This window comes from Peribacillus sp. NPDC097224, assembly GCF_044761985.1.
GTDB lineage: Bacteria > Bacillota > Bacilli > Bacillales > DSM-1321 > Peribacillus.
In genome coordinates, this window is sequence record NZ_JBIWDK010000003.1 from 273593 (window position 1) to 300179 (window position 26587).

A 26587-nucleotide genomic window follows, 5' to 3' on the forward strand; every position below is an offset into this window, starting at 1 on the left:
TTTCATGACAACGAAAAAAATGGGCCTTTTAGTCATGGCTTATGGAACTCCGTACACAGAAGAAGATATTGAAAGATACTATACGCATATCCGTCACGGAAGAAGACCGAGTGATGAATTAATGGATGACCTTAAAGGAAGATATAAAGCAATTGGAGGTTTGTCCCCCCTTGCAAAGATTACAGCAGGACAAGCTGAAGCGCTTGAAAAACAATTGAACTCCATCCAGGACGACATTGAATTCAAGGCTTATTTGGGCCTTAAGCATATCGAGCCATTCGTCGAGGACGCGGTTAAACAAATGCATGATGACGGCATCACGGAGGCTGTCAGTATCGTATTGGCGCCCCATTTTTCAACTTTCAGTGTGAAGTCCTACAATGGACGGGCGCAGGATGAAGCGGCCAAATATGGCATGAGCATTCAATCCGTTGAAAGCTGGTACGATGAGCCGAAATTCATCCAGTATTGGGTCGATCAATTAAAAGGCGTAATCGGGAAAATGACGTCAGAAGAACGTGATAATTATGCGTTGATCGTTTCGGCACACAGTCTTCCGGAAAAGATTCTACAATTGGGGGACCCATATCCGAAGCAGCTTGAAGAAACGGCAAAATTGATTGCCGAGGGTGCGAGTGTCTCCAATTATGCGGTAGGTTGGCAAAGTGCTGGACAGACGCCAGAACCTTGGCTTGGCCCTGACGTTCAAGATCTTACAAGAGACCTTTATCATGAAAAAGGATTTAAGGCTTTCATTTACATTCCTGTAGGATTTGTAGCGGAGCATCTTGAAGTCCTATACGATAATGATTATGAGTGTAAAGTGGTTACTGAGGAAATCGGGGCTGGATATTACCGTCCGGATATGCCAAATGTAAAACCGGCATTTATCGATGCCTTGGCTACCATTGTTTTAAATAAGCTGGATGAGAAATAATTATTTTTAAAAAGAGGGCGATGAATGGTGGATCAGCCTATAAAAACGATTGCCATAATCGGCGGAGGGATAACCGGACTTGCTTCAGCTTATTATCTTCAAAAAAGGTTGAAGCAGGAAGGTCTTCCTCATGAAGTGCTTTTAATAGAAGCTGACCCTCGCTTGGGCGGGAAAATAAAGACCACCGTAAAGGATGGCTTTATCATCGAAAGAGGACCAGAATCATTTCCAGCCCAGAATTCACATGTAGTCCGCCTAGCGAGAGAAGTAGGTATGGAGGAACAGCTTGTAAGCATGAAGGATGGCAGTCTTTCCGTGTTAGTACGGGAAACGCTCTATCCTTTACCAAAGGGTACTTTAATAGGAATTCCGATGAAACTTGCTCCCTTTTTAAGGACCCAATCCATCAGTCTTTTCGGAAAGTTGAGAGCTGTGGCTGATTTAATCCTGCCTCGTTCTAAAGAAAAGAAGGATCAGTCGTTTGGCGGTTTCATCAGAAGGCGACTGGGTGATGAGGTATTTGAGAACCTAACAGAACCGGTGTTATCGAACATTGTTGCGGGGGATCTGGACGGAATCAGTCTAATTTCCACGTTTCCTGATTTCTACGAAACCCAGCAAAAACATCGTAGTCTCATCATGGGCTTGAAGAAAAATACAGCTTCCAAGGAATATTCCACGACAAGAAGAGACCAGCAAACGTTTAAGGCAGGGATGGAGTCGTTCATTCAGGCAATAGAAGGAAAACTTGCCCCTGAAACTTTCCTTAAGGGCGTAAGGGTAAGGGAAATTGACAAAGTGAACGATGAATATGTCATTCAATTGAATAATAATTCTGCGGTTCATGCCTCCTCAGTCATTGTGGCAACGCCCCATCAGGCTAGCTATAACATGTTTGCGAATTACCCCTACTTTGATATGCTAAGGGAAATGTCAGCCATCAGTGTGGCTACAATCTCTTTGGCATTCGATGAAGACGCATTTAATATGGAATTAAGGGGTAGCGGTTTTGTGGTGTCCCGAAACAGTGATTATACAGTTACTTGCTGTTCATACACTCATAAGAAGTGGCCACATATGACACCGGCCGGAAAAATTCTACTTCGCTGTTACATCGGACGCTCCGGTGACGAAACGGTGGTAGACTTATCAGATGAAGAAATCATAAGGATTGTATTGGATGATCTGAACAAAACGATGTCGATAACCAAGGAACCTGACTTTGCATTGATCAGTCGATGGAAAAAGACCATGCCGCAGTATACGGTCGGTCATAAAGAAAAGGTTGAACAGTTAAAGAAAAGCATCAGAACTGAACTACCCGGTGTCTTTCTTGCCGGCAGTTCTTATGATGGTTTCAGTTTGCCAGACTGCATCGGTCAATCCGAGAAAGTGGTGAAGGAGGTCTTTGACTTCATTCAACAAGTCGATGCCACTCCCATAAAAACAGTGTCTGTCCATTGATGGGTAGTCACTGTTTTATTGATAAACGGGAAGGCCAGTGAATCATATATTGGTAAATCGATTGAATTACAAGAGATGTTTTGGTAAGATATAATAGAACTTATTGACCGTTTCTTTATTTTGGTCAGATTTGGGGTGAGGAATGTCTGTTGATCGTAAAAAATTGATTTTAGAAGCTGCTACTAAATCCTTTTCTCTCTTTGGATACAAGGCAACGACGATGGATCAAGTAGCTAAAATTGCCAATGTTGGTAAAGGTACGATCTATACCTTTTATAAGAATAAAGAAGAGCTGTTCAAAGAAATTGTCCAACGGATGATAGAGGAAATGAAGTATGAAGCTGAACAATCCTTCGATCAAGAATTACCCTTCTTCGAGAATCTGCATAGAGCTGTGTATCGTATTCTGGAATTTAGGCAGGAACATCAATTATCCTTGAAACTTCTTCAGGAAGAAAGGGAAATTGGGACGCCGGCTGTTCAGGATATGGTGAATGAAATGGAAGAAGCCATAGTGTCGTATATTAAAGAAAAACTAATAGCGGCGATTGAAAAGGGTTACATTCAGGACTGTGACCCGGAGATAACCGCTTTCCTCATGTTAAAAATGTATCTTGCCCTCATTTTTGATTGGGAACGGTATCATGAACCATTAGGGAAAGAAGAAATTGCCGAGTTATTCAAAGTATATTTATTCAAAGGGTTATCAGTTACTTGATAATTCTTTTTTTTGTCTTTTGACCTTCATACCTGTGTTCATCTGTTGTAAAAGAACAGATAAAAAGACGATTCCAAAAAAGGAATCGTCTTTTTATCTGGGGATAGGTCAGTTGGTGTAACCCTATATGGATCATCCTACTGGATGGTAAAACACTTAAACTCTCATTCTCCAGTAAGGCAATGATCACATTGGTTTCCGTAACATTCGTGCTGTTCTTCAATTTTCTTTCCACAATCCACACACTGCTTTGGAGGTAAGTTTCTAAAGAACTCTACGCTACTTTGAATCATGAACATCATCTCCTGAATTTTTTTATTAATCTGATTTCTATAGATTTATTGTATTATAACAGAGTGATAATGTCAACTAATGTTTTATAACATATGTGAAAAAGATGAAATGAGGGGGAGAATAGTTTATATTTATGGGGAAGTCATGAGAGAATAAAGGAGTGCCAAAGATGAAAATCACCGTAATTGGCTGCTGGGGCGGCTACCCAGCTAAAAATGAGGCAAGTTCCGGCTATTTGCTTGAATATGAAGATTTTCGCATTCTACTCGATTGTGGAAGCGGTGTTTTATCGCAGCTACAAAATCACATGAAACCTGAAGAACTTGATGCGGTCGTGCTATCACATTATCACCCAGATCATGTAGCGGATATTGGTGTCTTACAGCATGCGGCACTAATACAGCAAATCTTGGGCAGTGAAAAAAGGACCATTCCTATATATGGCCATGATTTGGATACTACGGAATTCGAAAAGTTAACATATAAGGATATTACAAATGGAGTGGCCTATTCCACTGATGAACCTTTAACGATTGGACCGTGCACTTTTACTTTTATGAAGACGAAACATCCTGTGCCATGCTTTGCCATGAGAATCGAAGCTGAAGATCATGCCCTTGTTTATACGGGGGATAGTGCCTATATGGATGAATTGGCTGAATTTGCGAAGGACGCCAATGTTTTATTGTGTGAAAGTAATTTTTACAGCAACATGGACGGCACGAAGGCTGGTCATATGACGGCAAGGGAAGCGGGAATGCTCGCCGATAAGGCCGACGCCCAACTTTTGTTGTTGACCCACCTCCCACATTATGGAGACCTCAACCAACTCAAAAAAGAGGCTTCCGAGGTTTTTAAACGGGAAATTGCTATAGCCAAAAGCAATCTTGAATTTCAATTATAAAAATATTTGAACGAACAAATGGATGAAGAACGCCGACAAGGGGGAGCTACGTTGCTTTTTATTGATAATAAAGGTATTACAGATCCACAGATTAATTTAGCTATTGAAGAATATGCGCTCAAACACTTGAATATTGATGAAACTTTTCTTTTATTCTACATAAACCGTCCGTCCATCATTATCGGGAGGAACCAAAATACGATAGAGGAAATCAATTCGGATTATGTTGAAGAAAACGGGATTACCGTTGTCCGCCGACTTTCAGGGGGAGGGGCTGTTTATCATGATTTGGGGAATCTTAATTTCAGCTTCATCACGAAAGATGATGGGGACAGCTTTCATAATTTCAAAAAATTCACTGAGCCGGTCGTTCAGACGCTCGAAAAATTGGGAATACATGCTGAACTAAGCGGACGTAATGATATCCTCGCCGAAGGAAAGAAAATTTCCGGTAATGCGATGTTTTCAACGAAAGGCAGGATGTTCAGTCACGGTACCTTGCTGTTTAATTCGGAAATGGACCACATCGTTTCGGCCTTGAAGGTGAAGAAAGATAAAATTGAGTCAAAGGGCATTAAATCGATTAGGAGCCGGGTTGGAAATATTGCCGACTTTCTTAAAGAACCGATGTCAGTGGAAGAATTCCGTTCTTTCCTTTTGAAGAATATTTTTGAAGATAGTGAAGTCATTCCGGAGTACGTTCTAACAGAGGACGACTGGAAAAGAATCCACGAGATCTCAAAAGAAAGATATCAAAACTGGGAATGGAACTACGGGAAGTCCCCTAAATTCAATGTGCAGAATTCTCATAGATTCCCCGTTGGATCGGTGGATATCCGTCTAGAAGTGAGCAAGGGAATCATTAGGAACTGCAAAATTTATGGTGACTTTTTCGGAGTGGGGGAAGTTACGGATATCGAGCAAAAACTGATCGGAGTCCGGTATGAAAAGGAATCGATTAATCGTATTTTAGATGAAATTGATGTCCACCATTATTTTGGCAATGTAACAAAAGAAGAAATTTTAGCACTCATCTTTTAATGATTGAAAAAGCTGTCCTCGTAAATGGGGACGGCTTTTGTGTCTAATTATGACAATAATTGCTTAAAAATGGATATAATTGTTGATGTTGGTTCTTTCTTTTACTATAATAAAAGTGTATTTAGTTTGCGTTAAAAATGAATGACTGCTCATTCATGCTATGTACACAGGGGGAGGGAGAACGATGAATTTATCTGAACAGCTTCATCAAACAGCTTTAATAAAGGCTGATAAGCCAGCTTATTACTTTATGGATCAATCCACTTCATATAGAGAACTGGATGCGGCCGTATCAAAGTTTGCAGACGAACTACATAAGCTTGGTGTCTCAAAAGGTGATAATATTGCCTTGCTTCTCGGCAATTCTCCACATTTCATTATTTCGATGTATGGCGCACTACGAACAGGGGCCACTGTCATACCTGTTAATCCAATCTATTCGCCAGATGAAATCGGGTATATATTGAATAACGGTGATGTCAAGGTAGTGGTGGCTTTAGACAAGCTTTCACCATTATTGGAGAAGTTGAATCCGATACTTTCAAGTGTTGAGAATTACGTCATTTGTGAAACGCAACCAGATAATGGGGAGATGAGTAAACTTAGCATTTACCCTAAAATGAAATCGTTTACACAGATGATAGCATCAGGGGATGTCCAGTTCAAAGGACCCGATTTAGATCCGGAAGACACAGCCATTATTCTATACACGTCGGGGACTACTGGAAAACCAAAAGGCGCCATGCTATCCCATAAGAACATCTACTCGAATGCACACGATACGGGTGAGTACTTAAACATTACGGAAGATGACCGTGTGGTGACAACGTTGCCCATGTTTCATGTATTCAGCCTGACTGTCGTCGTGAATGCCCCATTATTAAGCGGGGGCACACTGTTAATCGTTCCACAATTCAGTCCGAAGGAAATTTTCAGGCTAATCAAAAAATATGAGGCGACGGTCTTTGCTGGTGTTCCTACCATGTATAATTTCCTGCTTCAATATCCTGATGGTACGGCTGAAGAACTTGAATCATTACGTTTTTGCATTTCGGGAGGCTCGGCTTTGCCTGTATCCCTTCTTGAATCCTTCGAGAAAAAATTCAATGTGAATATCTCAGAAGGGTATGGTTTATCCGAAGCTTCTCCCGTAACCTGCTTCAACCCCTTGGATCGCCCAAGGAAAGCAGGCTCGATTGGAACCAATATAGTCAATGTCGAAAATAAAGTCGTGAATGAATTAGGAGAAGAAGTAGGGGTCAATGAAGTTGGCGAGTTAATTGTCAGAGGGCCGAACGTAATGAAGGGGTATTATAAAATGCCTGAAGAATCGGCTGCCGTTTTAAAAGATGGCTGGCTTTATACCGGAGACTTAGCCCGTATGGATGAAGAAGGCTACTTTTTCATTGTGGACCGTAAAAAGGAACTCATTATTGTGGGCGGGTACAATGTTTACCCGCGCGAGGTAGAGGAGGTTCTGTATGCCCATCCCGAAGTCGTGGAAGCGGCAGCGATAGGCGTTCCAGATCCGAATCAGGGCGAAGTCGTCCAATGCTTTGTAGTGAAGAAAAATGACGCGTTGAGTGAGGAAGAATTACTTGCTTATTGTTTAGAGCATTTAGCCAAGTATAAAGTTCCGGCCAAAATCGAGTTTATAGACGAGCTCCCAAAAAATACGACAGGCAAGATCTTGCGTCGTAGCTTAAAAACCCATGTAACCCAAGTGTGAATGATACCTAATTAGATAGGAGACAATGGCCTTATGTGCTATTGTCTTCTTTTTTGTACAGCCGATTTGACTAGTAAATGCATAAATTATATGAACTGAGCCTTTATCTTGCTTATTTTTTTCAAAAGAGATATTATGGTTATTAAAAATTTCCCTAGATGAAAGGAGAAGAGGAAGAATGAGAGATGTAAAACTTTTAGATATATTCACCCACCCCATTGCTCAAAAATACCTGAACCGTTCAGGGATGGCCCATGCAATAGCCGTATCCTATCATGCATTTCATATGGCAAAGGAATACAATGTAGATCCTGATATCGCTGCAAAGGCCGGACTTCTGCATGATATGGGCCACTTCACATGGTACAGCAATGGAAAATGGGACTATGACCTGTATAAACAGAACGACATCCATCCAATCAAAGGGGCTGAGAGAGCCCATAAGTTGTTAATCCGGCTTGGAGAAAACCCGATTAAAGCCAAAACCATTTCCCTCGCGATCCTATTTCACACCGATTCGTTTTTACCTTCAAATGATATAACTCGAACGCCACTTCAGCAGGTCGTCAAATGGGCCGATGAGAAAGATGAAGAAGAAGGCGGAAAACACCATTACCGAAAAATTGATTTCCTGCGTGCAAAAGAAAGCATCATTAAATTAGACACACTCATTGATGAAGAGGAAAGGAAAAAGCTATCATCCTAAGTATCGACGGATGATAGCTTTTTCTATTACAGAATGTAAGTTTATGATGAATTCAAGTGTTCGAAGTCATGGGCATTTTCATCTTCGGTTCTTATTCGACTTCCTTCATAATGGCTTGATATACCTCATCTTTACCAAAATCATATTCCCCCATGCCGAAAACTTCAACAACACGATTATCAGTATCTAGTAAATAAGTGGCCGTACTATGAACGAATTCCCCGGTCCCCGAATCCCGAAATAGAAAATCGAATTGATCCGTGAGTTTTTTCGTATCCTCGGGTGTACCCCGTAAGAACTCCCACCCTTCCGTGTTGTTCATTTCAAACGCTTGGGCATATGATTTCATTTTATCTATGGTATCCATTTCCGGATTAAACGTAACGGTCAAAAACTCCACTTCCTTCCCAAAAATATCCTGCTTCACAAGTTCATCCCGAATTTTTTGCATTTGATAGGTGGTGTTTGGACATAAATCTGGACAATCAAGGTATATGAATTCTAATAGGCGAACTTTGGGCTTTAAATTGGAGAAGCTGTATGTACCCCCGTCATGGGTATTCATCGTAATTTCTTCGGGAAACGCCATTTTTGCCTGGCGGTACTCTGTAAAATAGTAGATGCCCGATCCAATTCCAATGACCAATAATGTAGTGAAAATAATATAAATCTTTTTCATCGTATCTTCCACCTCAAGTCTGATATTCTATCTTCACTATACAGGATGAAATTCCTATAGAAGGAATGAAATTGGGTGTAATCATGAACATTTATGGACAATTATTTATCAAAGGGATTGGAAATACGGTTCTAACCTGTCCATTTTGGATTAAACTATAAAAAAGGCACGATTGTTTTAAAGGAGGGGCTTCATGGTAAGGAAATGGGCTGGAAGAGCAATTCTTATATATATCCTTTTTGTGGCCGTTATGTTTTGGTATATATTCTATGGTGCAGATACGGCAATCCCTCAGGCATTGCGCGGTACGGCGGCCGATCCTGCAGAATTTCTAAGCGCCAGGGAGCTTCAACTTAGTGAGGAGTATTCCGGGCTGCGAAACTTCATCTTTTTTGTTGCGACTCCCTATGAATGGCTAATGTATTTTTTCATACTTTTATTTGGACTTTCAAGGGGTTTTGAAAAATCGGCTACCACGATTTCTAAACGAAAAGGAATTCAAACGACCATATATCTATTTTGGCTCTCATTGGTTTCCTATGTAGCGTTGTTTCCAATCAGCTTCATGGGCTATCAGATGAGTAGACGGTATCATATAAGCACTCAGAGTTTTTCTTCATGGATGAAAGACGATATCATCGATTTTTGGGTAAATTTCGGTACGATGTTCATCATCGTTGCCGTGCTATATTGGCTGATGAAAAAAAGTGCAAAGAAATGGTGGCTTTATGCCTGGTTACTATCCATTCCCTTTACCTTATTTCTCATGTTTGTCCAACCGGTATTAATCGACCCTTTGTATAATGATTTTTATCCACTGAAAAATAAAGAGTTGGAAACTGAAATCTTAGCACTTGCAAAGAGAGCAGATATTCCCGCAGAACATGTATACGAAGTGAATATGGCAGAAAAAACAAATGCTCTCAACGCCTATGTAACGGGAATAGGTTCGAACTCCAGGATCGTTCTTTGGGATACCACATTAAACAGGCTGGACGAAGATGAAATCTTGTTCATTATGGCACATGAAATGGCTCATTATGTGGAGAAGCATATTTATATCGGGATAGCAGGATATATCGGCATGACATTGGTGGGGCTATGGCTGACAGCAAAAATCATGAACTACGTCATAAGGCGATGGGGCCATTTACTTAAGGTACGATCCGTTGATCGAATCGCTTCATTGCCTCTTTTTCTCTTGATTATCTCTGTACTGCTGTTTGTTTCCAGCCCGCTATCGAACTATGTATCCCGTTACCAGGAAACGAGAGCGGACCGGTATGCGATTGAAATGACAGAAGACCATGAGGCTGCCATCACTTCATTCCAGGAACTTACGAGGTCAGGGCTTAGCCAGGTGAACCCTCCGCTCCTGGTAAAATGGCTTCGTTATTCACATCCCACGATGCTTGAAAGAATATCTACGATAGAAAATGAGGAAACAACGGGTGATTGAAAGCTAGCTTAACAGGCTGGCTTTTTTTCTTGCCTAACTTCAGGAAAAAGGAAAATTCTGAGTTTATTTTCAGAAAAAACTATCATTTTATAAATTTACCGTTCTCTACTATAATAAATGAAAATTCCCAGTGCGTTTTTAAGGAGACCAGCTATGTATAATATAATTTTAATCACGTTAGGATCAGTGCTTGTTGCCTTAGCCTATAATTTATTCTTGATTCCCCATTTAATTTTGAGCAGCGGACTCAGTGGAATTGCGATCATGTTAGGAATCATCACCCCAATCAATACAGGGGTATTGAATTTTATATTGAACCTTCCGCTACTCATTGTGGGCTATTTAAAGTTGGGGAGACGTTTTATCACTTATACGATATTATCAGTTGTCGTGATATCGGTGAGTTTGTATGTTATACCGATTCATGGCGTTTCGACGGAGCCGATATTATCTTCTTTGTTCGGGGGAGTCATTTCGGGCGTTGGCATCGGCATTATCTTTCGTGCTTCAGGGTCATCGGGAGGATTTGATATCATTGCCATGCTCCTGGCTAAGAAGAGGGACTTCCCGCTTGGGACATTGCTATCAGGGATGAATGCGGTTGTGGTGATTGCTTCTGGATTCAAGTTTGGATGGGATGCGGCATTATACACATTGATTTCGATTTACGCGGCAGGCAAAGTGATCGATACGATCCATTCCAATCATATTAAATTGACGTTAATGATCGTCACAAAAAAAGGTGATGAGATGAAGGATCGGCTACTTACTAATTTATACCGTGGCATTACGGTCATGGACGGGCAAGGTGCCTATTCGGGTGAGCAGAGCAAAGTGATGATGACGGTCATTACACGCTATCAGTTAACCGATGTGAAGGCGATGATCAAAGAAGTGGATCCGGATGCCTTCGTTAATATCACGGAAACGACTGAAGTCATGGGAATGTTTCATAAAGAATGATAAACGGATAAAAGCCCCCCATATAAGGGAGGCTTTTTTGACTTTATATTTCACATGGCTGCTTAATTTCCAAATTGTTTCAATAGAGTATTCATTTCATTACTCAGTTTTAGGAATAGAGGTTTGTCTTTAGTATCTAGAGCATGATCGATTTCTTTTGCCAGGATATTTTTTTTAGTAGTGAGAATGGATTCCATTATAATCATATCGATTAACATTTCCTGAACGGCAGCATCATTTTTAACTTCACTCATGGATAAAGACTTCACTGACTCTGAATATGATTTATCATTTTTCAAAGTAACCACCCCTGACCCTTTTTATTAGTATATGGATTTGAGGATGTAAAATCAACAGAAAATTTAAAATAATTAGAAAAAATATAAATGTGTCGTTAAAATGACGAGGTAACATGGCCGCTTAAAGAATTCTTAATTTTTTGTGAACTTAAATGTAACCTGTATTATTTATGCTATTATAGTGGAGAATTTAACGCGTTTTCGGATAAATCTTTCATGTGGAAGTCATCATCCTTTTTTGCAAAGTTGATATTCCATAAAAATAAATGAGGTAGAGGTGGATGTAATTTGAATGAAAGCACTCAGGGATTAATCGAGGAATATGAAATCACCCCGTATACACTTATGGTCATGCCCATTAATTATGGAAGTAAAATTTACTCCCGGATCATTGAATTGGAAGATGAGTTCATTTCTCCATTCAAGCCTTTGGATATAATCAAGAAAAGCTGTGAGTACTTTGGCTCCAGCTATGGGGGAAGGAAAGATGGTACAAAACAACTCATAAATATCACCCATAAGGCACCAATAGCAATCGATCCAACCAGTTCCATTTTCTTCTTTCCGACTACATCTCCCTTGCGCCCCCAATGCACCTGGTTAGCACATGAACATGTAGTCTCCTTTGTCCGACTCAATTCCAAGCAGACCACCGTCACATTCAGGAACAGAAAAACATTCGACATAGATGTATCAAGCAGTTCATTTGAAAATCAGCTGCACCGGACCTCCTTTTTGAAATCCAAATTGATTCAAAGGATTGAGGAAACGAAAAGGAAATCCTTTTACTTATTTACCGAAACGGATGGTCTTAAAGCTTCGGAAATGACATCGAAATATCCATTGCTAAAATAATCAGTGTGTTCAGGAAAAGGCGTTGTTTCTCTAGTGGAGGCAATGTCTTTATTTAGGTTATTTTCAAAGGGGAGGAGGACCTCCTTCGATTCATGATAAAGAATAGGGGGTGAAAAAATATTTACTAAAGGGGGAATCTTTGGTAATATTTAGCCTTAGAATAAGGATGGAGTGTTACAGCAATGTATAACAGAATGTACGGAAAAGTCGAATCGCTAGAAAGTTTAGTAAATATGGTACCTATAATTAAAGCTGCTGTGCCTTCTGATTTGTCGATTGCCATATGTGATTTAGAGAAATTCATTGCTTATTTTCCAGGTGAAAGTATAAATATGCATATCCAAAAAGGGCAGTCGTTAAATCCAGAAGAACCCCTCGCCGTGGCATTGAGTGAGGATAAACCATTAAGGGCTGATGTACCAGCTGATTTTTATGGGTTCGAGTTTACTGGAACGGCCGTGCCCCTACATGATAAAAATAATCAAGTCATCGGTGGCATAGCTATCCAGTTACGCAGGCAAAGTGAATTAAGAACGATTGCGGATCAAATTTCTGTATCGCTGAGCCAGGCCAATGAGCGGATTACGGATATTGCAAAGGGATCCTATACCTTAGCGGATGTTTCCAACCAACTTCTTACATCTTCCGAAAAAGCCGAAGAGGACGTTAAAAATACGGATGAGATCTTGTCAATGATTAAAAGGGTGGCGACCCAAACCAATTTATTGGGATTAAATGCCGCCATAGAGGCCGCACGAGCTGGTGAAAAAGGCAAAGGGTTTGAAGTGGTGGCTAAGGAAATCAGGAAGTTTTCTAAAGAAACTGTCGCATCCACGGAATTGATTCGTGAAAAACTTGTGCAAATCCAAGAAGTGACCAAACTGATGGGGACCTCGATTAATCGAATAGCTTCCGTGGGTCAAGAGCAGGCTGCTTCCATTCAGGAAATTTCAACTTTTGTAGAAGAAATCAAAAAGATGTCTGATGAGCTCAATCAATTTACCGATAAGTTATAAGAGGAAGTCAACAGCTTTTGTTGGCTTTTTATTTGTTCACCGAAAAAAGCAGGGGTGTTAAATTTTTTCAGGTTTATACACCCTTTCAAAAAAGTAATAACACAGAATCTCTTCCGTTTTATTACGAAGGCGGGGATTGAAATAGTTATGATGCTCTTCATACCCTTTATATAAAAAGCAATACATCGTGAATGATTCGTCGCCGTTTAATTTGCTTACCTTGATATTCCCCTTGCGCAAATAGCGACGAACCTCGACGAGATCCTCCTGGACTGACTTTAGAGCACGCTCAATAAGTTTTGAATAGGGCCTTTTTAATTTAAACGGACTTGATTCGATGACCTTGAGATCCCGGTTTAAGATTGTAATCACCATGGGAAGGTAGATGGCTTTTTCAATCATATTTCGGTCAGCCTCTGGAATACGGGTCATCATGACCGCCCCTTTCTAATTAACGTTCTCTTATTTTATGTATGTCGGATAATTTATAGAACGTATGTTCTATTTAATATCCTAACTTAAGTGGATTTGATATGCAAGCGCTTTTGTCAATCACGTGAAATTTTCGTTAATAAGATTATGATTTCCTGAGTTAGGGAAAGTATGATGATAGATGGGTAATTATTCTTGCAATTTAAGAAGAAAGTGTTATATCTAAATTAGAACGGTTTTATTATGTGATGCTGCTTGATAGAAAGCAAGCCAAGGGAGATAGTCATGAATTTGGATACTATATTTGAGTGGATTACTCTTGAACATATATCAGGGCTTATTCAGCAATATCGTTCATTCGGCCCGATTCCAGGAATTTTGTTGCCGATGTTAGAAGCGTTTTTGCCTTTTTTACCTTTATTTGTGTTTGTCGTGGCCAATGCTACAGCTTTTGGCCTATGGTGGGGATTTTTATTTTCTTGGATTGGGGCGGTAGGTGGTGCGTTTCTGGTCTTTTTTGTTTTTAGACGATACGGACAGATGAGGTTCTTCCGTTTTCTTCAGAAACATAAACAGGTGCAAAGATTGATGAACTGGGTGGAAAGCCATGGTTTCAGTCCATTGTTTCTCTTGCTTTGTTTCCCCTTCACGCCATCTGCGCTCGTTAATATCGTTGCAGGGCTCTCGAAGGTTAGCACGTTACAATATGCGCTGGCGGTAATCGGCGGAAAGGCAGTGATGATCTTTACGATCAGTTTCGTCGGATACGATATTGTATCATTGATTCAAAAACCATTACGTACCGTGATTGTCGGAATCATCATTTTCATCCTTTGGGTTGTCGGAAAAAGATTGGAAGTAAGGCTAAATAAAAGCATGAAAAAAGAAGAAGGGAAATAACTTAGAATATACAACTAGTAGGGGTTGGGGAATCTGAGAAAATCAAAAAAGCATTCAGTATCCGACTGGATAAAATCAGGCATGGTAGCCTTTATCATTTACATCTTGATCCGTACCTTTTTCTTTTCAAGCTATGCCGTAGAAGGGGAGTCCATGCAACCTACACTGGGTGAAGGCGATAAACTCATTGTAAATAAAGTGAAATACCAAATCAGCGATATCAATCGATTTGATGTTATAGTTTTCCATGCGCATGTCGGGGAGAATTATGTAAAACGGGTAATAGGTGTTCAAGGAGACGATATTCGTTATAAGGATGATTGGCTTTACATAAACGGTAAGAAAGTGCCTGAACCATACCTTGATCATTTAAAGGTAGGATATCCGGGCCAGGATTTTACGGGTAATTTTACATTGAAAGAATTAACGGGCAAATCCATAGTTCCTGATGGCAAGCTTTTCGTTATGGGTGATAATCGACTCGAAAGTGAAGATAGCAGGCACCTAGGTTATATTTCAATGGATAAGGTAGTAGGCAAAGTCGATGTAAGATATTGGCCAATACAAGATTTTAATGTGGATTTTATAGGTGAATGACTGTGGGAGCCCTCTATAGGAAGGGCTTTTTTTTGAACGGAATACGAACGTATGGTTGGTTTTCGTCGTTAGAAAGCGGTAAACTATAGGGAAAAGAGTCATAATTGGAAGAAGAATCGTGTCAAAAAATAGACAGTATTTCTGGTATGATAGGTCTAGAGATATTGAAATAAAAAGGGGGGAAACAGATGTCACTCCGGTTTTTAATTGGAAGGTCGGGCACAGGTAAAACATCGAAGGTATTGGATGAAATCCGCAACGGGCTAATGGAGAATCCTGAAGGGAATCCGATCATCTATCTGGTTCCTGATCAGATGACATTTTTATCAGAATATAAATTAATTAAGACGCCGGGACTCGAAGGAATGATTCGGACGCAAGTATTCAGTTTTAGCCGGCTTGCATGGCGAGTTCTCCAGGAGACAGGTGGCATGAGCCGAATCCATTTGGACAGTGTCGGCGTTAATATGTTGATACGGAAAATCATGGAGGATAAAAAAGATGAATTGAAAATGTTCCGCCGATCAGCGGACAAGCAAGGATTCGTCTCCCAGATGGAGCAGATGCTTGCCGAATTCAAGCAGTACTGCATCCAGCCGGGTGATATTCGGAGGTATTTGGACGAAAAGTCACCGGGTGGTGGTGGAGTACAAGATAAATTATCTGATCTTGAGCTCATTTATCAGTCATTTGAGGATGAAATGATCGGAAAATATTTAGATTCAGAGGATTATTTCACTTTACTGATAGAAAAAATGGCAGAGTCTTCGTATATAAAAAATGCAGATATCTATATAGATGGTTTTTACAGTCTGACGCCACAGGAATTAATGATCGTGGAAGAAATGATGAAGCTATGTAAGAGTGTGACCATCGCATTGACGCTCGACCAGCCTTATAGGCAATTTACGCCGGATGATCTGCATTTGTTCAGGCAAACGGGAAATCTCTATAACCAGCTTTATCAAGCGGGACAAAGAACGGGGGTCTTTATCGAACAGGACCACGTTCTGAACAGCACGGCGAAGTTCAATCGAAATCCTGGGCTGAAACACCTTGAAACATATTTTGCGCTTCGTCCCGCACAGAAGTACGATCAGCCATCTGGTGTAACGATTGCTCAGGCCGTTAACCGCAGAGCGGAGATTGAAGGGGTGGCTCGGAACATCCTGACGCTTGTCAGACAAGGTCAGTGCCGTTTTCGCGATATTGCGATTCTAATGCGAAATGGGGATGCCTACGAAGATATCCTCCAGACGGTCTTCCGTGACTATCAAATTCCGCTTTTCGTGGATTCCAAGCGGACGATGCTCAATCATCCATTGATTGAGCTGATCCGGTCGACACTTGAGATCATCAATGGGTTCTGGCGTTATGAACCGGTCTTTCGTGCCATTAAGACCGAACTTCTATTTCCCCTGCAACAAAGTCATGACAGAATGCGCGAACAAGTAGACAAGCTTGAGAACTACGTGCTTGCCAGGGGAATCAAAGGGGCTGGATGGACCACAAAAGATCGTTGGACCTACCGTCGATTCCGTGGATTGGAGCTTGAGGACCGTCCCCAGACGAGTAAGGAAATGCAACTGGAGCAAGAGCTCAATGATTTGAAACACCTATTTACAGAGCCCATCATTAAGCTATCAAAACGGGTGAAGAAGTCGGCGAATGGAAGAGAATTATGCGAGGCCCTTTATTTGTATTTGGAAGAATTGCATGTACCGGAAAAATTGGAAAAGATGAAGCTTGAAGCAGAAGAGGATGGCGATCTGGTGTCAGCCAGGGAACATGAACAATCGTGGAATGCGGTTGTTGATTTGCTTGATCAATTCGTGGAACTGTTAAGTGAAGAGGAAATCTCGATGAAACAGTTTGCAATCATTATAGAAGCAGGTCTGGAATCATTGGAATTTTCCTTAGTGCCACAGGCAATCGATCAAGTCCTTGTCGCTAATCTGGACCTGTCCCGATTGGATGACGTGAAGACGGCTTTCGTCATTGGCCTGAATGAAGGGGTCTTACCAGGAAAAGCCGTTTCTGATGGAGTGTTTTCCGATAGTGACCGCGACATGCTTTTGGCGAGAGGGCTTGATGTTGCTCCAAGTTCAAAAGTTCGTCTTTTGGATGAGGAATTCACGGCCTATAAAGCCTTCACTACACCTTCGGAATCCCTTTATTTATCTTATCCACTCGCTGATGAAGAGGGAAAATCTCTTCTCCCGTCCTCTTATTTAAAACGAGTGAGGGATGTATTGCCGCATGTGAACGAGGCTTTTTATATGAACGATCCATCTGATCTGCCTGCCGGGGAACAGGTGAAATATGCAGCGAACTCAGAAGTGGCCCTGTCTTATCTGGCTGCGCAATTACAGTTGAAAAAACGGAACTACCCAATCCATCCGCTTTGGTGGGATGTCTATAATTCCATCATGGAGGACGAGACGGTTGGACCGACAGCCACTAAGGTGCTATCGAGTCTTTTTTACCAAAATAAAACCATGAAACTATCAGAGGAAACGAGTAAGCAATTATATGGCGAAACCATTCTGACTAGTGTATCGAGAATGGAAATGTTCAATAGCTGCCCGTTTTCCCATTATGCCGCACATGGCTTGAAACTAAGGGAACGACAGGTTTTCCGTTTGGACGCACCGGATATCGGTGAGATGTTCCATGGGGCGTTAAAAATGATTTCGGATTATTTAAATGAGCATGATATCCCGTGGTCTTCTTTGACCAAGGAGCAATGTTTGGAGTTGGCTAGGAAAGCGGTGGAACAGCTTGCACCAAAGCTCCAGAATCAAATCCTGCTAAGTACGAACCGCCATCATTACTTGCGCAGAAAGCTGGAGCATGTGATTGGCCGGGCTTCGATTGTCTTGAGTGAACATGCCAAGGTTAGTGGGTTTGCCCCAATCGGTTTGGAACTGGGCTTCGGAAAAAATGGAGAACTGCCCCCACTTTCGTTCACTTTGAAAAATGGGACGAAAATGGAATTGATTGGTCGGATAGACCGTGTTGATAAGGCCGATGAGGATGAGGGTGGCGTCTATTTGCGTATCCTTGATTATAAATCGAGTGAAAAGGAATTGAACATGAGTGAAGTCTACTATGGGCTTGCCCTGCAAATGCTGACCTATCTCGATATTGTCGTTTCACAATCCCAATCGCTTATCGGTAAAGAGGCGATTCCAGCCGGTGTCCTTTATTTCCATGTTCATAATCCGGTCGTGAAATCAAAAGGCATGCTTAGCTTGGATAAAATCGATGAAGAAATTTATAAGAGTTTTAAAATGAACGGCCTAGTATTAGATCAAACCAACGTAATCAAGATGATGGACACGTCCCTTGATATAGATACTTCCAGTAAATCGGATGTCATACCTGCCGGATTTAAAAAAGACGGTTCTCTTTTAGCGGCCTCTAAAGTGGCCAGCCGTGAAGACTTCTCCTTGCTTAACCAGCATGTTCGAAAGGTCTATCAAGAGTCAGGTGACCGAATGGTCGACGGGGATGTTGGCATAACCCCATATAAAATGAAAGAAAAAACGCCATGTACTTTCTGTTCATTCAAATCCGTCTGCCAATTCGATCAGTCGCTCGAAGAGAATCAATTTAGGAATTTGCCACAGAAAAAGCAAAATGATGTTCTCGATTTATTAAGGGGGGAGGGTGAAAGATGAGTAAAACGATGATTCCCGCCATTCCTGAAGGCGTGACATGGACAGAAGAACAATGGAAAGCAATTTGGGCGAAAGACCAGGATATTTTGGTGGCCGCCGCTGCAGGCTCCGGGAAAACAGCGGTGCTTGTCAACCGGATTATCCAAAAGGTCATATTGGAAGATAATCCAATCGATGTGGATGAGCTATTGGTGGTGACCTTCACGAATGCATCGGCCGCCGAAATGCGCCATCGAGTTAGTGAAGCATTAGAAAAGGAAATCAATGAAAATCCCCATTCACAGCATTTGCGTAAGCAGTTAAGCCTGATTAACCGTGCGTCCATTTCCACGCTTCATTCTTTCTGTTTAGAAGTGATCAGGAAATATTACTATTTGACGGATATTGATCCTGGATTCAGGATTGCCGATTCCACGGAAGCGCAGCTTCTGCGCGATGAAGTGATGGAAGAACTTTTCGAGGAGCAATATGGCCAAGGTGACAATGAAGCATTCTTTAAATTGGTCGATGCCTTTACAAGCGATCGAAACGATGATGCACTGCAAAATATTGTCCGGTCATTGTATGATTTCTCCCGTTCGAATCCAGATCCCGACCAATGGCTAAATCATGCAGCCCAGATGTATGATCTGGCGGAAGGGGCAGGGATAGATGATCTTCCATTTATCGAGTCCCTACAATTCGATATTGGTTTGCAGTTGGATACGGCAAAGGATTTGTTGGAGCGATCTCTAGAATTGACAAAGGTTCCGGGTGGTCCTGCTCCAAGGGCAGAAAACTATTTAGCCGATCTTGATTTGGTCGCGAAACTGGCCCGCGTGAAAGATTCTTCCTGGAATGCTCTTTATGAAGAAATTCAAAACGTGAAGTTTGGAACGGCAAAGCGTTGTACGGGAGAAGATTTTAATAAGGAAATTGTGGATGAAGCCACGAAGCAACGTGATAAAGCGAAGAAAATTATTAAATCTCTGCAAGAAGAGCTTTTTTCACGTAAGCCTGAAAGCTATCTACGTGATATCCGGGAATTGAAGGGGTATGTCGATACACTCATCATGCTCGTAAAACAGTTTGAACAAAGGTTCTTTGCTGCAAAGTCCGAAAAGAACTTGGTCGATTTTGCCGATTTGGAGCATTATTGCCTTGATATTTTGACGGGTGAAACCATAGATGGGGAACGCACGCCGTCAGAGGCCGCCATTGAATATCGGAATCAATTCAAAGAGGTGCTTGTCGATGAGTATCAAGATACGAATCTAGTTCAGGAATCCATTTTAAGATTGGTGACGGCAGATGGTGAATATAGTGGAAATCTGTTCATGGTGGGCGATGTTAAACAATCGATTTACCGTTTCAGGCTTGCTGAACCGAATTTGTTCCTTGGAAAGTATGCGCGCTTTACCCATGATGGCACTGATTCGGGATTGCGAATTGATCTAAACCGTAATTTCCGGAGCCGGAGAGAAGTGCTTGATGGGACGAATTTCTTGTTTCATCAACTAATGGGGCTGACTGTCGGTGAGATTGATTATGATGAGGATGCGCAATTGAAAAAAGGTGCGCCATATCCCGAAGATAAGGAATATCCCATTGAACTTCATTTAATTGATGGAGCAGCAGATACAAGTGAAGCCGGACAGGATAACGAGGATTCAGAGGTAGGTTTTGAAGCCGAGGAATTGGAAAAAGCGCAACTGGAAGCTAGGATGATGGCGAGGCTCATAAAGCAGGCCATAAACGAGAAACAGCAAATCTATGATACGAAAACCAAGCAATACCGTTCTGCAACATACCGTGATATGGTCATTCTTCTTCGTTCTATGCCATGGGCTCCGCAAATTATGGAGGAATTCAAGAAGCAAGGGATTCCTGTCTATGCCAACTTGTCCTCTGGATACTTTGAAGCTACCGAAGTTGCTATCATGATTTCTTTATTGAAAGTAATAGATAATCCGCAGCAGGATATCCCATTGGCATCCGTTCTCCGCTCTCCGATTGTAGGAATGGATGAGGAGGAAATGTCTCAAATTCGTTTATACCACACAGGTACGTATTATGAGGCGCTAGCCGATTTCTATAGGAAGGGTGACCCGGATGAGCATCCGGACCTATATCGTAAAGCTTCTACCTTTTATAAAAAGCTGGTGAAGTGGCGGAAACTGGCTAGACAGGAAGCGTTGTCGGATTTAATTTGGCTTTTGTACCGCGAAACCCAATTTTACGATTTTGCTGGGGGAATGCCGGGCGGCAAACAGCGCCAGGCCAATTTAAGGGCCTTGTATGATCGGGCCAGACAATATGAAGCGAGTTCATTCCGTGGGCTCTTCCGTTTCTTGCGTTTCATCGAAAGAATGCAGGAGCGTGGAGATGATTTAGGCGCGGCACGGGCTTTAGGTGAACAGGAAGATGTCGTCCGCCTGATGACGATCCATTCCTCAAAGGGGTTGGAGTTTCCGATTGTATTCATTGCAGGCCTTTCGAGACAATTCAATATGATGGATTTGCGGAAGCCGTATTTATTGGATAAGGATTATGGATTTGCGGCGAAGTATGTCAATTCCGAGTTACGGATAACGTACCCATCACTCCCACAGCTCGCTTTCAAGAAAAAGAAACAGTTAGAGTTAATTGCCGAAGAAATGCGTGTTCTCTATGTAGCGTTGACGAGGGCGAAGGAAAAGCTCCATCTGATTGCCAGCATAAGTGATGCCGAAAAAACACAGCAAAAATGGATAAGTCAAGCAACGCATGGAGAATGGCTCCTGAAAGACCATGCGCGGGCAGGAGCTAAAAGTTACCTCGACTGGATTGGTCCATCCCTTGTGCGTCATCGTGATTTTCAGGGCTTTACTGGGTTTGGTTTTGAAATGGAATCCCATCCGTCAAATTGGTCAATCTCTGTCATTCCAATGGAGGAATTGACCGTTCTGGATGAGGAAGAAGCTATTTTACAGGAGCAATTGCTGGAACATGTTCGGAAATCCGAAAAGGTGGACTTGGAATCTGAGTTTGTCGCTGCTGTTAAGGACCAACTGAACTGGGAGTATGGGGAACATGAGGCGACTGTGCATCGATCCAAGCAGTCCGTTTCAGAGTTGAAGCGTCAATACGAGCTGAGGGACGAGCAGAGTTCTACGGAGTTATTGCGTAAATTCAAGAGCCCGATAACGAAACGCCCTGTCTTCATGCAAGAAAAATCTCTGACACCCGCTGAAAGGGGAACGATTACGCATCTAGTCATGCAGCATATCGATTTGACATCGGACATCACCATTCCTTCCATTGAGCGATTACTCGTTGACTTGATTCAGCGCGAGTTGTTGACTGAAGAACAGAGAGAAGCCGTGAATCCGGAAACGATTATCGATTTCTTTGAAAGCGATATTGGAAAGAGGCTGTGTAAGGCGCCGACAATTCGACGTGAAGTACCGTTCACGATGTCACTTCCAGCTAAAGAGGCTTATAGTGATTGGGAAAAGGGTGAAGAGGAAGTCTTGATCCAAGGTGTCATTGATTGTATTTTTGAAGATGAACAAGGCCTTGTTTTGCTGGATTATAAAACGGATGCGATAACTGGACGTTTTGCTAGTGGATATGAAGGTGCGAAAGACATTCTTGCCGACCGTTACCGTATGCAATTGGAACTTTACACAAGAGCGGTTGAAGGGATTTTGAATAAAAAAGTGACAAGCCGTTATTTATTTTTCTTTGATGGCTCGCACTTATTGGAAATGTAAAAGAGAAGGGGGGTCTGCAGCTGAGGGACACCCCTTTTTTTGAATGGCTGTTTTCGTAGGTAGGTATTTAAATTTCATAAATGAAGGAGGAAGGGAACCATTGATTCCCTTCCTCCTTCATTTTTTTACACCAATTACACGTAATCTTTTATAATCAGCTACCCAATTTCCGTCTTTATACAAAGTATCTTTTAAATTATTCTCAACGTTTGTAATGATATCTTTTATCCTATGTTCAGGAACATCATCAAATAAATGATTACCAAACATAGCAATCCAATTTTTCAGCCCTTTATCTCCGTCCAATTGTGTCGGCCTATCGTAGTGTTGAGCAAAGGTTACTCTAAATCCTACCTCTTCCATTAAAGTTGCGTATTCAGCAATACTAGGATAAAACCACGGGAATTTTTCTATTTTAAACGTTATCCCTTCTCTTTCGATTAGTTGAATGATTTCATCCGTTATGATTTGAACGTTTCCTTTTCCTCCGAACTCAGCTACAAATCTTCCCCCTGCTTTTAAGCTGTGGTAAATACATTGTAGGGCTTGGATTGGTGGTTTTACCCAATGAAGAGTTGCGTTAGAGAATACAGCATCAAATTCGCTATGGAAGTCTAATTCTACTGCATTTTGAACCATGAACTTTATTTTTGGGTATTTGTGTCTTGCTTGAGTAATCATATTTTCTGAGTTATCTATACCAACGATATCAATACCGAAAGTGGATAATTCATTTGCTAAATCACCCGTCCCGCAGCCTAAGTCAAGAATTTTTTCACCTTGCTTTGGTGCTAATAAATCTACTAAGTCCTGACCATACTCAGAAACAAATGAATGCTTTTTATCGTATAAATCTGCATTCCAGCTATCTTTCTTATTTTGAAGTGTTTTCAAGTTAATTCCCCCCATTGTCAATATGGATATATTTAGTAAACTAATTATACATGAAAGAATAAATGAAAGTTAATGATGAAATTTAATTGCCACAATGGACATAGGCTAACCCTTCGTTGAAGCGTGTTTCTCCACTTGCAGTAAATGCATCTTTCATTTCTTCCTCTTCATCGGAGAAGAATTCGTGTTTTGGCAAAACGGTAAAGTTAGCCCTTACGTCTTTCCAAAACGACCATTTTTAGGTATATAAACAAAAGAATTTGAGAAAAAGCGGTTCGTTCACGTATACTTGAATTGTAAAATAAAATGGTGCATGTAAAGGAGAAGAGTTGAGTATGACGAGAGAACAGACGAGCAGAGGATACTTTGGAGATTTCGGTGGTAGTTTTGTACCTAAAGAACTTCAAGAAGTAATGGATAATTTAGAAGCGGCTTTCATGAAATATAAAGATGATCCTGAATTTAAAGAGGAGTTTCAATACTATTTAAAAGAATATGTGGGAAGGGAAAATCCGTTGACCTTTGCACAAAATCTAACAAAAAAAATAGGCGGTGCAAAAATTTATTTGAAGCGGGAGGACCTGAATCATACGGGCGCTCACAAAATCAATAATGCCATTGGGCAAATACTGCTCGCTAAACGGATGGGGGCAAAGCGTATCATTGCAGAAACCGGAGCCGGACAGCATGGTGTAGCGACTGCGACGGCTTGTGCGATGTTCGGCTTGGAATGCGTCATCTATATGGGCAAGCTGGATACGGAACGGCAGGCATTGAATGTATTTCGAATGGAATTGTTAGGGGCTAAGGTCATACCGGTGGAAAAGGGCCAGGGCAGGTTAAAGGATGCGGTCGATGAGGCGCTGAGTGACTTGGTTCAAAACTATGAAAATACGTTTTACCTCCTGGGTTCTGCTGTCGGGCCTCATCCTTATCCTTCAATCGTCAAGTATTTTCAGTCCATCATCAGTGAAGAATCGAAAAAACAAATCCTTGAAAAGGAAGGGAAACTGCCAACGGCAATCATTGCGTGTACGGGTGGTGGAAGTAATGCCATTGGTGCTTTTGCTCACTATATCGATGACGCAGAGGTTCGTTTGATTGGTGTAGAACCCGCCGAAGCCCCGAGTATATCTCAGGGAGTTCCAGCAGTGCTGCATGGATTTAAAAGTTTGACGTTATTGGATGAGGAAGGGGAACCACAGCCGACTTTTTCCATTGCGGCAGGCTTGGATTACCCTAGCGTAGGTCCGGAACACAGTTTCTTGAAGGAAAGTGGCAGGGCCGAGTATCTAACCATAAAAGGGGAGGAAGCGCTCGAAGCCTTTCAAGTACTATCCAAAACGGAGGGAATCATCCCGGCGCTTGAAAGTTCGCATGCCGTTGCGTGTGCCCTGGTCTTGGCAAAAGAACTATCAAAGGATGACGTGTTGATTGTGAACTTATCAGGACGCGGCGATAAAGACGTTGAGCAAGTATTCAAGATGCTGAGTGAATGATGTATAGAGACAAAAGGGTTTCGGGATGAATTCGTCCTGAAACCCTTTTTAATTTGCTTAAAGATTAAGAGTCCAAGAGTTTTACCTACATATGAATCGTTTGAAGAAGCATCGCCGCCACCCGAATTTGTTGTTGAAACAAGGTCTAGAAGCTATTTAGTGTTGATGAATGAGATGAATCTTTTGCCCTGTCTTTTCTCTATCAAAATAATTCGGCTAAGATCTACATAGGTATTTATTCTATTTTCATTCTTGACGATAAGATTTCTGAATATTTTGTCGTATTTAGTCTTATCACATGTCTTTCAAAGTGAGGAGTCTAGACTAGTAGTCCGATTATTTGTGCGGAAAGCAGGTGGCTTTACCTATATTTGTCCTGTAGTGTAATTGAGTGTTTCGACCGATAGTTAATTAATGGCAAATTAAAATAAAATAGTTTTACAGCTTGAGAGCTTCATACATAGCAAATACAAAGCGAAAGCGAGAGAGGGGAAACGGGATGAAGACTGGAAAAAGGATTGGAATGGCTATGCTGTGTTTCGGGATGAGCTTCTCCATTTTTGCCAATGGAGCGGATGCCAAACAAAGCGAGAAGGTACAAAAGGAAGATATTCGCATTTACCTAAAAGGGTCTGAGAATGAGATAACGCAAGCCAAGAAGAAGTTTGGGCATGAGCGGAGTTTTGGAAAGGAAGGCTTTACGGCAAACGTAAGCAGCGAAGAATATGAAGCGTTGACTAAGAATGGCAATCTAGAAGTTGAAAAGGTAAACAAGTATACAACTGCGCAAACGGTTCAACCGACTAGCCAGGCCACGACTGCTGCGGTTCCTTCCGCGAGAACGCCATGGGGCATCAAGGCTATCTACAATGATTCGTCCATCACTAAAACATCGGGGGGAGACGGTATTAAAATCGCAGTGTTGGATACTGGAACAACGGTTTCGCATACGGATTTGTCAGCAAATGTGGAGCAATGCAAAGATTTCACTACCTCATCCACATACACCAATAACTCTTGTACAGACAGGGACGGACATGGAACACATGTATCCGGAACTGTCTTGGCAAACGGTGGCTCTGACGGACTTGGGGTATATGGAGTGGCTCCTGAAGCCGAACTTTGGGCATATAAAGTACTGGGTGATGATGGTTCGGGATATTCCGATGATATTGCGGCAGCTATCCGTCATGCAGCCGATCAAAGTGTGAGCACAGGGTCTAAGACCATCATTTCGATGTCCTTGGGTTCAAGCAGGAAAGATTCCTTGATTTCAAGTGCAGTGGACTATGCTTATGGCAAAGGTGTCCTGGTCATTGCGGCTGCCGGAAACAGCGGATATTCAGCGAATACAATCGGTTATCCAGGAGCTCTTCCCAATGCAGTGGCTGTAGCGGCTCTTGAAAATGTTCAGGCTAACGGGACATATAGAGTGGCTAATTATTCTTCCAGAGGGAATCCGAATACGGACGGAGATTATGTGATTCAGGAAAAAGATGTCGAAGTATCAGCTCCGGGTTCAGCCATTGAATCAACTTGGCTAAACGACGGCTATAACACGATTAGCGGAACTTCGATGGCAACACCACATGTTTCAGGGTTGGCGGCTAAAATCTGGTCCTCTAATAAGAACCTGACTAATGCGCAGGTGCGAGCTCAATTACAAACAAAAGCAAAAGCTTATGACATCAAGGGTGGATACGGTGCAGCGACTGGTGATGATTATGCATCCGGTTTTGGATTTGTCCGTGTAAAATAACGGAACCCTTATACAGATGATATCA

Annotated in this window: 22 protein-coding genes; 17 read left to right on the plus strand and 5 right to left on the minus strand. The window is 41.7% G+C overall.

Going from position 1 to position 26587, the window contains the following annotated elements; genetic code table 11:
• The first annotated feature begins 4 nt into the window (after nucleotides 1–4).
• From hemH to ACIQXR_RS08060, 3 genes are all read left to right on the plus strand, one after another.
• A complete protein-coding gene (gene hemH, locus ACIQXR_RS08050) occupies nucleotides 5–937 on the plus strand; it encodes a ferrochelatase (protein WP_402867723.1) in 933 nt (310 codons plus the stop codon).
• A gap of 24 nt (nucleotides 938–961) precedes the next feature.
• The gene (hemY, locus tag ACIQXR_RS08055; protein ID WP_402867724.1) at nucleotides 962–2401 is read left to right on the plus strand and encodes a protoporphyrinogen oxidase; all 1440 of its coding nucleotides are present in this window, start codon (nucleotides 962–964) and stop codon (nucleotides 2399–2401) included.
• Between the two features lie 142 nt (nucleotides 2402–2543).
• Nucleotides 2544–3119: a TetR/AcrR family transcriptional regulator gene (locus ACIQXR_RS08060; protein ID WP_402867725.1), complete on the plus strand. Its 576-nt coding sequence runs from the start codon at nucleotides 2544–2546 to the stop codon at nucleotides 3117–3119.
• A gap of 164 nt (nucleotides 3120–3283) precedes the next feature.
• Here ACIQXR_RS08060 and yhfH read toward each other — a convergent pair whose 3' ends face one another.
• The gene (yhfH, locus tag ACIQXR_RS08065; protein WP_402867726.1) at nucleotides 3284–3412 is read right to left on the minus strand and encodes a protein YhfH; all 129 of its coding nucleotides are present in this window, start codon (nucleotides 3410–3412) and stop codon (nucleotides 3284–3286) included.
• 170 nt (nucleotides 3413–3582) lie between these two features.
• On the opposite strand from yhfH, the gene ACIQXR_RS08070 reads away from it, so the two are divergent.
• The 4 genes from ACIQXR_RS08070 to ACIQXR_RS08085 all read left to right on the plus strand — a co-directional run bounded on the left by ACIQXR_RS08070 (nucleotide 3583) and on the right by ACIQXR_RS08085 (nucleotide 7793).
• Nucleotides 3583–4317 carry an MBL fold metallo-hydrolase gene (locus ACIQXR_RS08070; RefSeq protein ID WP_402867727.1) on the plus strand — a complete coding sequence of 245 codons (735 nt, stop codon included), beginning with the start codon at nucleotides 3583–3585 and terminating at the stop codon, nucleotides 4315–4317.
• 51 nt (nucleotides 4318–4368) lie between these two features.
• Nucleotides 4369–5358: a lipoate--protein ligase gene (lplA, locus tag ACIQXR_RS08075; protein WP_402868530.1), complete on the plus strand. Its 990-nt coding sequence runs from the start codon at nucleotides 4369–4371 to the stop codon at nucleotides 5356–5358.
• A 184-nt stretch (nucleotides 5359–5542) separates the two neighbouring features.
• Complete coding sequence (locus ACIQXR_RS08080; protein ID WP_402867728.1) at nucleotides 5543–7087, plus strand: fatty acid--CoA ligase family protein; 1545 nt, start codon at nucleotides 5543–5545, stop codon at nucleotides 7085–7087.
• Between the two features lie 178 nt (nucleotides 7088–7265).
• Nucleotides 7266–7793 carry an HD domain-containing protein gene (locus ACIQXR_RS08085; RefSeq protein ID WP_402867729.1) on the plus strand — a complete coding sequence of 176 codons (528 nt, stop codon included), beginning with the start codon at nucleotides 7266–7268 and terminating at the stop codon, nucleotides 7791–7793.
• A gap of 91 nt (nucleotides 7794–7884) precedes the next feature.
• Here the strand turns inward: ACIQXR_RS08085 and ACIQXR_RS08090 are convergent, their stop codons facing one another.
• Nucleotides 7885–8472: an SCO family protein gene (locus ACIQXR_RS08090; RefSeq protein WP_402867730.1), complete on the minus strand. Its 588-nt coding sequence runs from the start codon at nucleotides 8470–8472 to the stop codon at nucleotides 7885–7887.
• A gap of 193 nt (nucleotides 8473–8665) precedes the next feature.
• On the opposite strand from ACIQXR_RS08090, the gene ACIQXR_RS08095 reads away from it, so the two are divergent.
• Both ACIQXR_RS08095 and ACIQXR_RS08100 read left to right on the plus strand, forming a co-directional pair.
• A complete protein-coding gene (locus tag ACIQXR_RS08095) occupies nucleotides 8666–9931 on the plus strand; it encodes a M48 family metallopeptidase (protein ID WP_402867731.1) in 1266 nt (421 codons plus the stop codon).
• A gap of 153 nt (nucleotides 9932–10084) precedes the next feature.
• The gene (locus tag ACIQXR_RS08100) at nucleotides 10085–10894 is read left to right on the plus strand and encodes a YitT family protein (RefSeq protein ID WP_402867732.1); all 810 of its coding nucleotides are present in this window, start codon (nucleotides 10085–10087) and stop codon (nucleotides 10892–10894) included.
• 62 nt (nucleotides 10895–10956) lie between these two features.
• On the opposite strand, the gene ACIQXR_RS08105 is transcribed toward ACIQXR_RS08100, so the two are convergent.
• Entirely contained in the window at nucleotides 10957–11193 is a 237-nt protein-coding gene (locus tag ACIQXR_RS08105; protein ID WP_402990109.1) for an IDEAL domain-containing protein, read from the minus strand.
• Between the two features lie 288 nt (nucleotides 11194–11481).
• On the opposite strand from ACIQXR_RS08105, the gene ACIQXR_RS08110 reads away from it, so the two are divergent.
• Nucleotides 11482–12048 (plus strand): competence protein ComK, encoded by a 567-nt coding sequence (locus ACIQXR_RS08110; protein WP_402867734.1) that lies wholly within the window; start codon nucleotides 11482–11484, stop codon nucleotides 12046–12048.
• 182 nt (nucleotides 12049–12230) lie between these two features.
• On the plus strand, nucleotides 12231–13064 hold the full coding sequence (locus tag ACIQXR_RS08115; RefSeq protein WP_402867735.1) for a methyl-accepting chemotaxis protein: 834 nt from the start codon (nucleotides 12231–12233) through the stop codon (nucleotides 13062–13064).
• Between the two features lie 57 nt (nucleotides 13065–13121).
• Here the strand turns inward: ACIQXR_RS08115 and ACIQXR_RS08120 are convergent, their stop codons facing one another.
• Nucleotides 13122–13496 (minus strand): YhjD family protein, encoded by a 375-nt coding sequence (locus tag ACIQXR_RS08120; RefSeq protein ID WP_402867736.1) that lies wholly within the window; start codon nucleotides 13494–13496, stop codon nucleotides 13122–13124.
• A gap of 285 nt (nucleotides 13497–13781) precedes the next feature.
• Between ACIQXR_RS08120 and ACIQXR_RS08125 the strand changes: the two genes are divergently transcribed.
• The 4 genes from ACIQXR_RS08125 (at nucleotide 13782) to addA (ending at nucleotide 22410) form a co-directional block, all read left to right on the plus strand.
• Nucleotides 13782–14396, plus strand: a complete 615-nt coding sequence (locus ACIQXR_RS08125; RefSeq protein WP_402867737.1) for a TVP38/TMEM64 family protein — start codon at nucleotides 13782–13784, stop codon at nucleotides 14394–14396.
• A gap of 33 nt (nucleotides 14397–14429) precedes the next feature.
• On the plus strand, nucleotides 14430–14993 hold the full coding sequence (gene lepB / locus ACIQXR_RS08130; RefSeq protein WP_402868532.1) for a signal peptidase I: 564 nt from the start codon (nucleotides 14430–14432) through the stop codon (nucleotides 14991–14993).
• Nucleotides 14994–15181: 188 nt separating this feature from the next.
• Nucleotides 15182–18676 carry a helicase-exonuclease AddAB subunit AddB gene (gene addB / locus ACIQXR_RS08135; protein WP_403079810.1) on the plus strand — a complete coding sequence of 1165 codons (3495 nt, stop codon included), beginning with the start codon at nucleotides 15182–15184 and terminating at the stop codon, nucleotides 18674–18676.
• Nucleotides 18673–22410: a helicase-exonuclease AddAB subunit AddA gene (gene addA, locus ACIQXR_RS08140; RefSeq protein WP_402867739.1), complete on the plus strand. Its 3738-nt coding sequence runs from the start codon at nucleotides 18673–18675 to the stop codon at nucleotides 22408–22410. Before addB ends, addA begins: the two co-directional genes overlap by 4 nt.
• A 117-nt stretch (nucleotides 22411–22527) precedes the next feature.
• Here the strand turns inward: addA and ACIQXR_RS08145 are convergent, their stop codons facing one another.
• Nucleotides 22528–23304 carry a class I SAM-dependent methyltransferase gene (locus ACIQXR_RS08145; protein WP_402867740.1) on the minus strand — a complete coding sequence of 259 codons (777 nt, stop codon included), beginning with the start codon at nucleotides 23302–23304 and terminating at the stop codon, nucleotides 22528–22530.
• 335 nt (nucleotides 23305–23639) lie between these two features.
• Between ACIQXR_RS08145 and trpB the strand changes: the two genes are divergently transcribed.
• Nucleotides 23640–24803 carry a tryptophan synthase subunit beta gene (gene trpB / locus ACIQXR_RS08150; RefSeq protein WP_402867741.1) on the plus strand — a complete coding sequence of 388 codons (1164 nt, stop codon included), beginning with the start codon at nucleotides 23640–23642 and terminating at the stop codon, nucleotides 24801–24803.
• Nucleotides 24804–25302: 499 nt separating this feature from the next.
• Entirely contained in the window at nucleotides 25303–26562 is a 1260-nt protein-coding gene (locus ACIQXR_RS08155; RefSeq protein ID WP_402867742.1) for a S8 family peptidase, read from the plus strand.
• Nucleotides 26563–26587 lie beyond the last annotated feature (25 nt).